The sequence below is a fragment of the Mucilaginibacter flavus genome (assembly GCF_030409315.1).
GTDB lineage: Bacteria > Bacteroidota > Bacteroidia > Sphingobacteriales > Sphingobacteriaceae > Mucilaginibacter > Mucilaginibacter flavus.
Genome location: NZ_JAUFPS010000028.1, coordinates 73,831 through 88,332 on the forward strand (window position 1 = coordinate 73,831; position 14,502 = coordinate 88,332).

The following is a 14,502-nucleotide window of genomic DNA, read 5'->3' on the forward strand; positions in this document are numbered from 1 at the left end:
CATTATTGAATTTTCATTGACCATCTGACAAGACCAATGAACTAATGAACAAGTGAACCAATGAACTACTATGTTTAAGAATTATTTAAAAATCGCATGGCGTAACCTTGTTAAAAATAAGGCGCATACGTTTATTAATGTAACGGGGCTTTCGGTTGGTATGGCGGTGGCTGTGCTTATCGGGCTTTGGATCTGGAACGAGTTATCGTATGATAAATATCACCAGAGTTATGATCGCATTGTGAGGGTGATGCAGCATCAAACCTTTAATGGCGAGGTGGGTTCGCAAAACTCCATTCCGCTTCCGCTGGGCTACCAGTTAAGGGACGAGTACAAAGGCGATTTTAAATATGTGGTACTATCTACCTGGAACTTTAACCATATCCTGGCCTTTGGCGATAAAAAGCTATCCTATGCCGGCTCATATATGCAAGCCGAAGCTCCGGATTTGCTTACGTTAAAGATGCTGAAGGGCACGCGGTCGGCCTTGAAAGATCAGTCGTCTATTATGCTTTCGGCATCTCTTGCAAAGGCACTTTTCGGCAATGCCGATCCTATGTTTAAGCCTATAAAAATAGACAATCAATGGAACGTAAAAGTTACCGGCGTGTATGAAGATCTGCCGCATAACACCAGTTTTAAAGAACTGGGCTTTATTGCCCCCTGGGATTTGTTTATGACCACGCAGCCTTACCTTAAACAGGCCCGCACTACCTGGGGTAATAACTCCTGGCAGCTGTTTGCCCAGTTGCAGCCCAATGCCGATATCAATAAAGTAGAGGCCAAAATAAAAAACCTGAAAATGGTGGGCCTGGCGCTTAATAAAGATAAAATAGGCCTAACTTTTAAAGCCGCTATTTTTTTACATCCTATGGAAAAATGGCATTTGTACTCCGAATTTAAAAACGGCATCAACACTGGCGGCGATATTAAATTTGTATGGATGTTTGGTCTCATCGGTGTTTTTGTATTACTGTTGGCCTGTATCAATTTTATGAATTTAAGCACCGCCCGCAGTGAAAAACGGGCTAAGGAAGTAGGTATCCGTAAAACGGTAGGTTCTTTAAGAAGCCAATTGATTGGTCAGTTTTTTATGGAATCGATGATAGTTACGGTATTTGCCTTCCTGTTATCGTTGGTACTGGTACAGCTGATATTGCCCTGGTTTAACCAGGTGGCCGATAAAACAATTTCGGTACTGTGGTTTAACCCCTGGTTTTGGATTATTGGGATTGGCTTCAGCATATTTACCGGCATTATTGCCGGTAGTTATCCGGCCTTTTACCTGTCGTCGTTTCAGCCGGTAAAAGTGTTAAAGGGAACTTTTAAAGCAGGCAAGCTGGCGGCCCTGCCCCGCAAAATATTAGTGGTGCTGCAATTTACGGTTTCGGTTACGTTGATTATTGGTACCATCATCGTTTTTCGTCAGGTTCAATTTACCAAAAACCGACCGGTTGGCTATGAGCGTACAGGGCTGATCCAAATTGATATGCGTACCGATGAAATTCACAAACATTTTGAAGCAGTGCGGAACGACCTTCAACAATCTGGCGCTATTGTGGATATGGCCGAATCGGACAGTCCGCTTACCGACGTTTATTCTGATAACAGTGGTTTTAAATGGCGCGATAAAGACCCCGCTTTGCAGGATGATTTTGGCACCATAGGCGTAAGCCCCGAGTTTGGTAAAACCGCGCAATGGAAGGTGGTGGATGGCCGCGATTTTTCAAAAGATAACATGGCCGATTCATCGGGTATGATTTTGAACGAGGCCGCGGTTAAATTTATGCGCCTGAAACACCCGGTGGGCGAAATGGTAGAATGGTATAAAAAATTCCAGGTTATTGGCGTGGTAAAAGATATGGTAATGTCATCGCCGTATGAACCTATACAGCCGAGCGTGTTTTACCTAAATAAAGGCACGGGTGGCATGGTTGACATTCGCATTAACCCTAAAATGAGCGCGCACGAAACGTTAGCCAAAATTGAAGCTGCCTGGAAGCAGTATGCCCCTGGCAGCCCCTTTGAATACAAATTTACCGACGATCAATATGCTCAAAAATTTGCCAACGAAGAACGCATAGGCAAGCTTGCCGGTTTCTTTACCCTGTTGGCCATCTTCATTAGCTGTATGGGCTTATTTGGCATGGCCTCCTTTATGGCCGAACAACGCACCAAAGAGATTGGCGTACGCAAAGTATTGGGGGCATCGGTATTTGGTTTGTGGCGATTAATGTCGGTTGATTTTGTGGTGCTGGTTTCCATAGCATTGCTCATCGCTATCCCAACCGCATACTACTTTATGCACGGCTGGCTGCAGGATTACAAGTACCGCGCCGAACTTTCCTGGTGGATATTTGGAGCAACCGCGGTGGGGGCTATCAGTATTACCCTGCTTACCGTAAGCTACCAAAGCATTAAAGCCGCGCTCATGAACCCGGTGAAAAGCCTGAGATCGGAATAAGAGGTTAAAGGCGAAAGGATAAAGGCAAAAGGTTTTTGCATATTGGTAATGGTTATATGAAACAAAAAAGGCTGAAAGAATTTATCACTCTTTCAGCCTTTGCTTTTAGCTCAACTTTGTTCTTTTTGATTTTATAATTATCTTTATAAAATGACTACGATAACATTACACGTTCCGGATGCGCTTGAAGAAGCGCATGATGAAACAGTGCGTTTAATTGCAGCAAAGCTTTATGAAGCCGGGAAATTGTCGTTAGGGCAGGCTGCCGAAATGTGTGACATCGATAAAGCAGATTTCCCCGCTGTGCTCAATAGTTTCGGTGTAAATTACATTCAGTATACCTATGAAGATGTGATGGCCGATGTAGCCCGGATCAATGGCTGAATACATAGTTATCACGGATACCAGCTGTCTAATCCTGCTCGATAATATTGGAGCATTTGATATACTTCATAACGTTTATGAGCATATCATAACCACTCCAGAAATTGCAGCTGAGTTTAAGAAGATATTGCCCGATTGGATACAGGTTATACCTGTAAAGGATATAGCTTTGGTAGCGGCTTACAATAAACAGGTAGATTTAGGAGAGGCAAGTGCAATTGCGTTGGCTCAGGAAATTCCTGATGTTTTGCTCATTGTAGATGATTTTAAAGGACGTCGGCTTGCAGGTCAGCTCAATATCCGGTTTACAGGAACTATTGGTGTTTTAATTACTTGTCGCCAACAACATAAAATCAGTTCTTTGAGGCCATATTTTGAATTGATCAAATTGACAGATTTTAGGATTGACCCCGCAATGTTAGATAGGATTCTTGATGATTTTAAAGATTAGAAACCGGTAGAGAAATATACCCCAACAAAAAAAGCTGAAAGGATTCACCATCCTTTCAGCTTTTTGCTTTTAGCCTTCGGCTTTCAGCTCAATTAGCAGTATTGCTCAAAAGCGCCAATCAGGTTATCGGCAATCATTTGCGCGGGGCGGCCTTCAATTTGGTGACGCTCGATGATGTGTACCAGTTTGCCATCTTTAAACAAAGCCATTGATGGTGATGACGGAGGGTAAGGCAGCATGTAGTTACGTGCAACATCAACCGCGTCTTTTTCCATACCTGCAAAAACGGTAACTAATCTGTCAGGGTGTTTTTCGTTAGCGGCAGCAATCCTGGCAGCAGGGCGCGCGTTGGCAGCAGCGCAGCCGCATACAGAATTTACCATAACAAATACAGTTCCTTCGCTTTCAATGGCGTTTTTTACAGCATCAGCATCTTTCAATTCTGTAAAGCCCACTCTTGTTAAATCTTCCCGCATTGGGGCAACCAAATATTCTGGATACATAGTATATTTTCTTTAATTAGATTTTTATCAACTAACAAAAATAACAAATGATATGCAAATCCCGTTTAAAAAACTCAATAATAACATTTTGCTGACGATGCGGCTTGTAGATATAATTGCCACATAATAAGCTTATTGTTCATGTTAGCTATTGATATATTCGATGTTATCGTTATATTGCACGCCCCTAATTAATAAGTTGAATGAAAAAAAAGACATCTGATATCAGTACGGTTGTTATCATTAATAAGAACCAATTGCCTACAAAGTCTTTACAAATAAAAACCAAACATCTTAACAGGCTTAAACATTACGCCGCCGGCATTGCAGCCGTAGTGGTGGTTTTGGTTGGATGTATTTTTTATTTAAGATCACAAAACACCACCCAGGAAATTGAAAAACAAAAGCTGCTGGTTCAAATTGCCAAACTAAAAGGCGCCGCGCCGGTAACGGCCACCACCCCGCAGGTACAAGGTAAAGAAGGCAGCGCGCAATCATACATACAAGCCATTGAAGGCAAGCTAAAAACCATTAATGATTACCTGCGCCGCCGCGGCTTAAAAGGCTTTAGCACCAAAGGTTTGGGTGGCGATAGCAATGCCGAAGGCAAAAAGCTAAGCGATAAAGAAGTATACTCCCTGTATAACGATTACCTTAACCACCTGATGGGTACCATAGCGTTTACACCTATGGGTTACCCGCGCATCAGCTCATTTACCTCCTTTTTTGGTTACCGCAGCGACCCATTTGATAGCAGCAGTGCCGAGTTTCATCCCGGTATTGATTTTAAAGGCAAAAAAGGCGACGAGGTAAAATGTACCGCCAGTGGTAAAGTAGTATTTGCCGGCTGGACAAACGGCTATGGCAATTGCATCCGCATACAGCACATCAACGATATTCAAACCGTGTACGGGCACCTTTCAAAAATCAAAGTAAAGGTAGGGCAACAGGTAAACCTTGGCGATGAGATAGGCTTGGTAGGCTCAACCGGTCACTCAACCGGCGCGCACCTGCACTACGAAGTACGTCGCAACGGCAAACCTGTAAACCCGGTTAATTTTTTAACACTAAATAAATAGGAGTATCAAGTAGTAAGTATCAAGTAGCAAGACCCATTTTAGGTGCTACAATATACTTATCACTTAATACAAATAAATCAAGTATCAAGCAGTAAGTAAATACTTACTACTTGATACTAACTACTTACTACTAAAAAAACCTATGGCTATTTTCGGTAAAAAGGATAAAGTGGCGCTTGACCTTCAGGCTATATCAACCCTGATAAGTGAAGGCAGTGTTTTAGATGGCAGCCTTACGGCCCCGGCAGTTGCCCGCATTGACGGATTGGTTAATGGCGATGTAACCGTAACAGAAGGGCTTATCCTTGGCGAAAAAGGGGAGGTAAAAGGCAATATTATCACCAAAGAGATTGTTGTTTATGGTACTGTTCATGGCGATATCCAAACGGAATCAATTGAAATACGGGCCACCGGCAAAATTACCGGCCAAATAAAAACCCAAACCCTACTGGTTGAAACAGGTGGCGTATACAACGGCCAGCTTACCATGGGTGTTGTAAAGGTGTAGAGGACGTTTTGCTCGACCTTACATATCCTTCCACTTGCCGCGAAACTGCTACCTCTTTGTAAACAAACAAGTAAGAGATTCACACCCTCACACATTTTACGCTATATTCCTTATCTCCTGGGGCGCTTTTAAAAGCACTACTCCCTTCTGTATTATATTATTAATTAACCATTGATACCCAGAGTATAAAATATTATTTTTGAGATATAAGGGAGCGTTGGTTTATTTTACATGTATCAGAGGCGTATTTTTTCATATAGCTATCTCCGATGCTGTGCGTTTTTAGCGTGCCTGGTATTATTATGCATGGTTAATCCTGCATACGCTCAGCGGGTAAACACATTACGCCAGGCCGATTTTGGCAAAAACAACCAGCTTTTTCTTGACGACTCGGTTTGGTATTTTCACCCCGGCGAATTGCCGGGCGGCCGGGCAGCTGTAACCACTACAGCCAGGTGGGATACTTTGCGGCATACCATTTTTGGCCAACTAAATGCCCCGCGTAAATGGAGCGGCATGGGTTGGTTTGGTTTATGGATAAAGGCGGATACAGGGTTATTGAACAGGAAGCTTTTTATCGCTATTAATCATGACGGGGCTTCTGAATTATTTTTAGATGGCAAACCCATTGGTGGCTACGGTAAAGTGGGCCACTCGGCACAACAAATGCGGGCTATCCGCGCCCCACGCGATATGATACCCTTGTGGCTTGAAGATACCCGGCCTCACCTGCTCACCATCCGTTACTCAAATTTTTTTGGTGTTTACCAGGATTTTTGGGGCTTTCAACTCTGGATAGGAGATTATGACACGCGTGCCGAAAAAGTTAGCGCCGGTAAAAAACTGCTTGACTATTTGCCCATGTTTGCCGCCGCGCAACTCATTTTAGGCCTTTTGCACTTTTTGTTCTTTTTGTTTTATCCCCGCCAAAAGCTCAACGCGTATTACGCCTTACTGGTATTGCTTATAGGGATTAACGGTATAGCAGTTTACCAGTTTTATTTTACCCCTTACCCTGCGGTACAGTACTTTGCCGATTTTACCACGTTTGCCTGTAAAGTGCTTATCATGTGGGCCGCCGTACTACTATTGTACGTGTTTAATTACCGCCGCATACCCCGCTGGCGTATAGTTACCTTAAGCGTAATCACGTTGTTTTACCTTACAGAGTATGTATTAAAGTTTTGGTTTTTTAAAACCACTAAGTGGGATGACTATTTTTCGATAGCCTATTTTATTTGTATGATGGATGGGCTGTGGTCGGCAGTGCAGGTTATTAAGCGGGGGCAAAAAGACGCGTGGCTTATTGGCACCGGCGTAACCATGATTATACTGGTGTATTATTTTGCCTGGGACGATGCCTTTGGTATTTGGCCTTACGGCCTTAACTCCATGCGTCTGTTTGTGATGGGGGCCGGCTCATTGGTACTGCCGCTTTGCCTTTCGCTTTACCTGGCGCTTGATTTTGCGCGCACCAATCAAAAACTTACCGCAAAACTAAGGGAAATAGAAAACCTATCGGCCCGCGCCCTTGCCCAGGAAACCGAGAAAACCGAATTGATAGCCGGCGAGGCCCGCCGGTTGGAGCAAATTGTACAGCTGCGCACCGCCGAACTGAAAGAGCAGGCCGATAAGCTGCTGGAATTAGATGCCGTAAAATCGCGCTTTTTTACCAACATCACCCACGAGTTTAAAACGCCGCTTACACTAATTATGAACCCGGCTAAGGAGTTGTTATATACCCCTAACGGCAACACAACAAAAAACCTGAAGCTTATCATTACCAATGCCGACAGGTTGTTGCAACTAATTAACCAGCTATTGGATTTAAGTAAGGTAGAAAGCGGCCTGATGGACGTAAACCTTACCCCGGTTGATCTGGTAGCGCTTGTGAGGCTACACACGTTATCCTGCGAATCGTTGGCTTTACAAAAGGGTGTCTTTTTGCACTTTTATGCCAACAGAAACGTGCTTTGGGTATTGGCAGACCGTGATAAAATGGATAAGGTGGTTCTCAACATCCTTTCAAACGCCATAAAATTTACCGATGGAGGAAAGGTAGTGATTGGGTTGAACGAAAATGGCGGCGAACTTGCCAACTCTTTTACGCTGAGGGTACGGGATAACGGCAGAGGAATCGCTGCCGCCAAGCTGCCCTATATTTTTACCCGTTTTTACCAGGTCGATCCATCAGATACGCGGTCGGTCGGTGGTACCGGTATCGGGCTGGCGCTTACCAAAGAGCTGGTTGAACTGATGGGCGGGCAAATTATGGCTGAAAGCATGGAAGGGCTGTTTACAGAAATACGCGTTGATATGCCATACACCGCCACAACGCCGGTTACAACGGATTTATTGGAAACAGCAGATACCGGCATTTTTACAGCGATGGTGAATCCCGAAGAGGTGTTGGTAGCCGACGAAAACAGTCCGCTTATTTTGCTGATTGAAGACCACCAGGAGCTGCGCGAGTTTATCAGGCAATCATTGGCGGGCCGGTACAGGCTCATTACAGCGGCCGACGGCGAAGAAGGCATCAGCCTGGGTTTGCAGCACATCCCCAACCTGGTTATTACCGATTTGATGATGCCCAGGGTAAGCGGTTATGAGGTAAGCGAAACGCTTAAAAAGGACCAGCGGACCAGCCATATCCCCGTTATAATACTTACCGCGAAGGCCGGGCTTGAAAACCGGATACAGGGAATTGAAACAGGGGCCGACGCTTACCTGGCCAAGCCCTTTGATCAGCGGGAGCTGCTTGCCATTATTGAAAACCTCATTAGCGTGCGCGAGCAGCTGCGGCAGCATTACAGCAGTCGCGATTTGTGGCTTAACGATACCATTACCCTCCCTTCTATTGAGCAGGACTTTATAGCCAGGGTACGCCAGGCGGTTGAAGGCCACCTGAACGAGGAAGGCTACAGTGCAGATCAGCTTGCTATTGATATGGGGCTTAGCCGTACCCAACTGCACCGCAAGCTTAAAGGCCTCATTGGTCAGGCCCCCGGCGAACTCATTCGCATTGTGCGCCTCCAATACGCATATGGTTTGCTGCAGCGCCGGGTGGCAACCGTATCTGAGGTAGCCTATATGGTTGGCTTTGGCAGCCCCGCCAGCTTTTCGGCCAGTTTCTCTCGTCATTTTGGCTTTGCCCCAAGCAAGGTGGTGGAAGTCTGATTTTTAACTCCCAATTATTTTTTTAGATTAAGATTATTGCTTGCGGATAAAAAATGCAACAAAATCGAAAGTATTTGCAACGTGCGCGAAAGTAATTTTCTGGCTGGCTATGTTTATTTGTGAACGATTTGAAACGCGTTGCACCCTGTTTAATATGGGTTGAACCGTGTTACAAATAAACACATCTAACTTATCTGCTTATGAAAATTTTTAAGTCCGCTTTGGTGGCAATTTTTGCCGCGGTAGCCATTACAGGCTGTAGCAAAAGTGGCGATAGTGTTGATAAACCCGTATCCACACCGCTAATTAAAGCCCTTGCCACAACTACCCGCAACTTCAGGGAAATTTTTAATTATGGTTATGACGATCAAAAAAGGCTGATCAGCACAAGCTACAATAACGCAAGTAGCAACATCGCTTTTAGTAATCCCATTACCTATAACCTGGGCGGTTTTCAAATTATAAACACATCCGAGGCCAATAAAAGGAAGGTGATGGATTTTAACCTGGAGGATGGACACATCAAAACGGCTAACTATAATGTGTTCTTTAAAGATGTAAACCAAAATTTACCGGTTAGTGCTGCATTTAGCTATGACAGCAAGGGGCGTTTAATAAAAATATTGCAAACTATTGCTCTTAACGCTTCCCCGCCCTATCCAACGCGCATATTGGTTTACACCTTTACCTGGGACGATAATGATAATCTTACAGGATCAAATGTTTATGATCAGAATACTACTCCGGATAAGGGATACAAAATAGTGTATTCGGGCTTTAGTACCGAAAATGTAAATACGCTGTCGGCCAAAAATTTCGGTTTCGATTATTTCGGTACATCAAGTTACACAGGGCAGTTTTATCCCAGCGGCGATGGATCAAGCGGAGCTATATTACCGTTATGCTACCCCGGCAAAACTTTACCATCCAGGTTTACAATTTATGGCACCGTAAACTATAACGTAGTGTACCACAAAAATGCCCAGGGATACATTGACAGGATAGAGCAAACCAACGTGGGAGACGCTAACGACTACTATTATTTAGATGTAGCCTATCAATAACAAAGCGTTTGTTTTATCCCGCTTTATTAACTCTTAATTCGGTAATTTTTCAATGAAAAACATAAAAACAACTTTAACCATACTGCTTGTTGCAATCACCGTGATATCCTGTTCAAAAACAGGTAACACCCCAAACCAGCAAACAACAGCCACTCCATTGGTAACTCAAATGGTGGTAACCTATTCTAATCTGAGGGTGGTTTTTAATAACACCTATGATGATAAAAAGAGACTTGCCACGGTAGGCACAACCGATGGGGTGATCACGTACAACGCGGGCGGATTTGAAATAGTACGCCCCGATGGCCCCAAGGATAATTTGATTACCGATGTGAATTTAACAGACGGACACGCTATCACCGTTTTGAGTTATTACAGTGCCGAACGATACAATTCAACATTTAATTATGATAGCAAAGGGCGGTTAGCAAAGATTGTGCAAAGCCGCACCGTTAGCGGCCAGCTTATCAATACTTACACCTACGCTTATACCTGGGATGATAATGATAACCTTTTATCGGGTACAATAACAGACAATAAAGGCGCTGTAACTACAGCTACCTATTCGGGTTTTTTGGCCGAAAATGTAAATACACTCAGAGGGAAAAACTTTGGTTTCGATTACTTCGGCACCGCCGATTTCCCGAGTGATTATGTGCCAAACAACAATGGCGGCAGCGGATATATTTTCCCTTCAATATACGCAGGCAAGCTTCTGCCATCGGTAATAAAAACGTTTGGCCGTACCTATAATGTAACCTATCACAAAAACGCGCAGGGTAATATTGATAAGATACAGCAGCTTGATTCTGTTGATCCTTACTATAACATCATCATCGATATCGCTTATCAATAAACAGGCACTATATACAACGTATAAATAACAAAAAATGAAAAAACAATACATCATTACGCTTATACTAACCTGCATTTTATTTGCGGGTTGCAATTTTAGCTCGGGTTTTAAAACAGATTTTGCTACCGGTTTATCATACAAATACAAAGGCTTTAACCTGCAAAACGTTTTGCTGATTGACGCTGCCAACAATCGTATGAGCAGCAATAAGGTACCGCTTAATACAAAAATGGCCATAGTGGCGCTGGGCATATCAAATTATGGCCAAAAGGATGGCAAGGTTTACCCGGGGATGATGCTGGTGGTAACCGATAAAACGGGAAAGGCGGTACTTAACGCTCCCGATTTATTTGAAGGCGCACCAGGCTATCCCCCTGCAAATGCCAGCGAACTACGCGGCGATATCACTGTTGCAAACCCGATAATATCCGGCCAAACCTATCACCTTAAAGTACACATATGGGATAAGGTAACAGCCGGCAATGAGATAAATGCCGAAGCAGACCTGGTTGTACAATAAGCATAAATCGATAACCTTTTAATTATTTATCATGGCCATTTTATTGCCGAGAAAACCGACCCTTATTTGCCTGTCAGTGCTGGGCCCCATTTGTGTGGTGGATGGCATTGTTAAAAAAGATACCAAAGAAATCCTGTTAATGCTGGCTGTATTTATATATGCTGTAGTAACCTTGTTTAACGACAGGAGGAAAAAACTGGCCTATAAAAAGGCCCGGGAACAAAGCAATTCAATAACCTCAACCGGTAACCCTTAATAACTACTACCATGCCCGATGAAAAAAGCTTTTGGACAACCGTGCCCGGAATTATAACCGGCATTGCAGGTATAGTAACCGCAGTTACCGGTTTAATTGTAGCATTAAACGGGGCCGGTTTTTTTAGCAAAACCGCTGCGGCAGGCAAACCCGCTACAGAAATAAAATCCGCTACGGAAGTAAAGCCCGACGGTAAAAAGAATATTGATACGTCAACGATAAAAAATACTGAGCAGGCTAAGCCGGCCCAACAGTTAAAGGCCGAGTTTTCAATGACGAAGGTGAAAATTGAAGATCATGAATACACCATTGTCAGTTCAACGCTTGAGGCCACAACGCCCGAAACAAACTCGCTGGCTATAAAAATTAAATACAAAAACAACAGCAATTACTCGCCGGCTACCTTTTGGAACGAGGGTTTCAGGCTTGCTGTCGATGGATCACTTACGGCACCGTCCGGCGATTTGAGCCAGCTGGTTGAACGCCATGCCGAGCAGGTTGGCACCGTAACTTTTGATGTGCCCAATAATGCAAAGAGCCTTGCTTTACACATCCTTGATGTGGGAAAGGACATTGCTATCCCCATAAAACTGACAGCTGATTAATCACCAGCCTTACCTTAACATTTTACCAAACACAATAATAAAATCTACCAATAATGAAAACAAACCAACAACGCTTTGCATATATCAAGGCGCGGCGCGGCAGTAATGAGCGCGCTAAAACCAGCGCCAGGGTCCCGTTTGGCTACCTGTTTGTATTTAGCTTATTAATCACCCTGTATAGTTGCGGCAAGCCCACTAATAACCCGCCGCCGGTTGTAGTAAACCCCACTGGTTGCGCTATAGCAACCGATATAGACCAGGCCCTGGGAACCCGCCAGTTTACTTATGATGATAAAGGTTTACTCATAAAAATGACGGCCCCCAATTTTTATTACGGGGTGTTTACAGAAACCATTAGCCAAACCCAGTCGGTTGATTCTTACCCTTCAGCATCGGTTACCGGTAATGGCACCCACCTTTACGGTATCATAAACCTTACCAATGTTTACAGCGGCGGCAGTGGAAATATTTATGATGGCAATCCTCAGTTTATGACCCAAAAGTTTGTTGCTACAAATCCGGCAAGTAGCTTGCTAAAAGATTCACTGTTTCAATATGTGTACGATGATGCAAAAAAACACCTCACTACTATTTTAGTTAAGGGTAATGGCGATCCGGATGCAGAGGGCTTTGCAAATTTCAGGGACGAGCTCAATTTTACTTATGATGGTAATGACAACGTAACGCAGGTAAAAATCATACATGATTTTTCAAAAAAGACCATCAATTATCCAACTGGGGATACCCGTATAGATTATAAACAAATCTCTGACGATTTGTTGACCATCTCTTATGACGATAAACTATCGCCCTACACGACCATTTCCAGATACTGGAAATTTATTGGCCAGGATTTTAGCGGTTACTCGGCCTACAACCTGGATAAGTTGAAGTATTGGGCAGGCCGCTGTGCCATACTCAGCAAAAATAACCCGGTTAAAATTACCGGTAAGCTGATACTTGTTAGAGGCCAGCCACCTCCCAATATTGATGCTACCCTTACTTATCAATACAACGATAAAAATTTGCCGATTAGCATGTCCATTAATAGTTCGGCGGTAAATACGTTCACTTACAATTGTAAGTAGGTTTCAGTTATCGGTTAATACACACCAAAGTGCAAGCTTTAGTTAATCATGCAACAAAATCGAAAGTATTTGCAACATGCGCGAAAGAATTTTTGCGCCTGTTTATGTCTCTTTGAGTCCCTGTTACATTTTCCTATAGTTATCGTGTTCAATTAATAATTACAACACCACCTACTCACTTATGAAAAAAATCTATAAATCAGGGATTTACTGCCATGCAGTGAAAACATTAAAATTCATCCAATTAATAGCTGTTGCCGGCTTGTTGCTTTTTGCGGGTTGCAGTAAAAGCTCGCCCCCGCCTGTTAAAACAGACACCGGGACCGGCACTGGAACGGGTACTGGCACCGGAACAGGTACGGGGACTGGAACTGGTACAGGGACTGGAACAGGCACCGGAACTGTCATTGTTGCTGATACGCTTGTAGCCAGTAAAGTAGCTGTTGCCGCTTTAGATGATGAGGTGAACTCTTTTATGGCTGCTTATAACGTACCGGCAGTATCAGTAGCCATTACCAAAGGCGAAAAGTTAGTTTACCTGAAAGCTTATGGTATAACTGATAAATCAAAAAATACCAAGGCCGTTATCAGCGATCGTTACCGATTGGCCAGTCTTTCAAAGCAATTTACATCCGTTGCTATTATGCGCTTGCTTGATCAGGGTAAAATAAAACTGGATGACAAGGTATTTGGCGATGGCGCTTTATTGGGTAAAACCTATGGCACTAAAACTTACGGTCCGTATATTACCGATATTACTATTGATGAATTGCTGCACCATACGTCTGGCGGTTGGGGTAATTCGGTAAACGACCCTATGTTTAGCAACCCGACACTGACAGCGGCGCAGCTTATTACCTGGACATTGGATAACCGCCCGCTTGATCATGTACCCGGTACCAACTACGATTATTCTAACTTTGGTTACTGCATATTAGGACGTGTGATTGAAAAAATCACCGGCCAAACCTATGAAGAAGCCGTAAAAACACTGGTATTAACGCCTATTGGCATTACAGATATGACCATTGGTGGCAATACGCTTGCTCAAAAACAATCAAAAGAGGTTACTTACTACGGTCAAAGCGGCGAAGACCCTTACGCCTACCAAATCACCCGGATGGACTCGCATGGCGGCTGGGTTGCCACCGCTGCAGATTTGGCCCGGTTCCTGGTTTACATCGATAAATTTTCGGTACGTACGGATATCCTTACATCGGCAACATTAAATACCATGTACACCGGTTCAACAGCCAACGCCGCTTATGGTTGCGGCTGGGCAATAGCAGGTAAAAACTATTTTCACCAGGGAAGTTTGCCCGGCACCGCTACAGAACAGGCACGCCTTGATAATGGCTTTAACTTTGTGATCTTAACCAATACCCGCAGTTTTTCGGCCAATTTTGATAATGATTTAGACCAGATCTTCTGGAAGGCATACGCCAAAAACCCAACCTGGGCTACAGATGATTTGTTCCTAAAATAGGCACATAAAAAGACGCGTATAAAAGTTTTTAACCTAAACCTTATCACTATTAAATAACAAC

At 43.7% G+C, this 14,502-nt stretch carries 14 protein-coding genes; 13 read left to right on the forward strand and 1 reads right to left on the reverse strand.

The genetic code is table 11. The features are described 5' to 3' along the window. Window positions 1-70: 70 nt before the first annotated feature. The 3 genes from QWZ17_RS11715 (at window position 71) to QWZ17_RS11725 (ending at window position 3,299) form a co-directional block, all read left to right on the forward strand. A complete protein-coding gene (locus QWZ17_RS11715) occupies window positions 71-2,464 on the forward strand; it encodes an ABC transporter permease (protein ID WP_290305397.1) in 2,394 nt (797 codons plus the stop codon). A 150-nt stretch (window positions 2,465-2,614) separates the two neighbouring features. After that, complete coding sequence (locus QWZ17_RS11720) at window positions 2,615-2,848, forward strand: UPF0175 family protein (RefSeq protein WP_290305398.1); 234 nt, start codon at window positions 2,615-2,617, stop codon at window positions 2,846-2,848. Next, window positions 2,841-3,299 carry a PIN domain-containing protein gene (locus QWZ17_RS11725; protein WP_290305399.1) on the forward strand — a complete coding sequence of 153 codons (459 nt, stop codon included), beginning with the start codon at window positions 2,841-2,843 and terminating at the stop codon, window positions 3,297-3,299. The genes QWZ17_RS11720 and QWZ17_RS11725 overlap by 8 nt, the downstream gene beginning before the upstream one ends. A gap of 92 nt (window positions 3,300-3,391) precedes the next feature. Here QWZ17_RS11725 and QWZ17_RS11730 read toward each other — a convergent pair whose 3' ends face one another. Continuing rightward, on the reverse strand, window positions 3,392-3,802 hold the full coding sequence (locus QWZ17_RS11730; protein ID WP_290305400.1) for a BrxA/BrxB family bacilliredoxin: 411 nt from the start codon (window positions 3,800-3,802) through the stop codon (window positions 3,392-3,394). Between the two features lie 203 nt (window positions 3,803-4,005). On the opposite strand from QWZ17_RS11730, the gene QWZ17_RS11735 reads away from it, so the two are divergent. The 10 genes from QWZ17_RS11735 to QWZ17_RS11780 all read left to right on the forward strand — a co-directional run bounded on the left by QWZ17_RS11735 (window position 4,006) and on the right by QWZ17_RS11780 (window position 14,441). Beyond that, a complete protein-coding gene (locus QWZ17_RS11735; protein WP_290305401.1) occupies window positions 4,006-4,881 on the forward strand; it encodes a M23 family metallopeptidase in 876 nt (291 codons plus the stop codon). A gap of 142 nt (window positions 4,882-5,023) precedes the next feature. Then, a complete protein-coding gene (locus QWZ17_RS11740; RefSeq protein ID WP_290305402.1) occupies window positions 5,024-5,389 on the forward strand; it encodes a bactofilin family protein in 366 nt (121 codons plus the stop codon). 306 nt (window positions 5,390-5,695) lie between these two features. Continuing rightward, a complete protein-coding gene (locus QWZ17_RS11745; protein ID WP_290305403.1) occupies window positions 5,696-8,566 on the forward strand; it encodes an ATP-binding protein in 2,871 nt (956 codons plus the stop codon). A 200-nt stretch (window positions 8,567-8,766) separates the two neighbouring features. Next, complete coding sequence (locus QWZ17_RS11750) at window positions 8,767-9,630, forward strand: hypothetical protein (protein ID WP_290305404.1); 864 nt, start codon at window positions 8,767-8,769, stop codon at window positions 9,628-9,630. 52 nt (window positions 9,631-9,682) lie between these two features. After that, window positions 9,683-10,486, forward strand: a complete 804-nt coding sequence (locus QWZ17_RS11755; protein WP_290305406.1) for a hypothetical protein — start codon at window positions 9,683-9,685, stop codon at window positions 10,484-10,486. A 34-nt stretch (window positions 10,487-10,520) separates the two neighbouring features. Further along, window positions 10,521-11,006: a hypothetical protein gene (locus QWZ17_RS11760; RefSeq protein WP_290305407.1), complete on the forward strand. Its 486-nt coding sequence runs from the start codon at window positions 10,521-10,523 to the stop codon at window positions 11,004-11,006. A gap of 31 nt (window positions 11,007-11,037) precedes the next feature. Then, a complete protein-coding gene (locus QWZ17_RS11765) occupies window positions 11,038-11,262 on the forward strand; it encodes a hypothetical protein (protein WP_290305409.1) in 225 nt (74 codons plus the stop codon). A gap of 11 nt (window positions 11,263-11,273) precedes the next feature. After that, entirely contained in the window at window positions 11,274-11,867 is a 594-nt protein-coding gene (locus QWZ17_RS11770; protein ID WP_290305410.1) for a hypothetical protein, read from the forward strand. Window positions 11,868-11,920: 53 nt separating this feature from the next. After that, entirely contained in the window at window positions 11,921-12,955 is a 1,035-nt protein-coding gene (locus QWZ17_RS11775; protein ID WP_290305411.1) for a hypothetical protein, read from the forward strand. 181 nt (window positions 12,956-13,136) lie between these two features. Next, on the forward strand, window positions 13,137-14,441 hold the full coding sequence (locus QWZ17_RS11780; protein ID WP_290305412.1) for a serine hydrolase domain-containing protein: 1,305 nt from the start codon (window positions 13,137-13,139) through the stop codon (window positions 14,439-14,441). The last annotated feature ends 61 nt before the right edge of the window (window positions 14,442-14,502 follow it).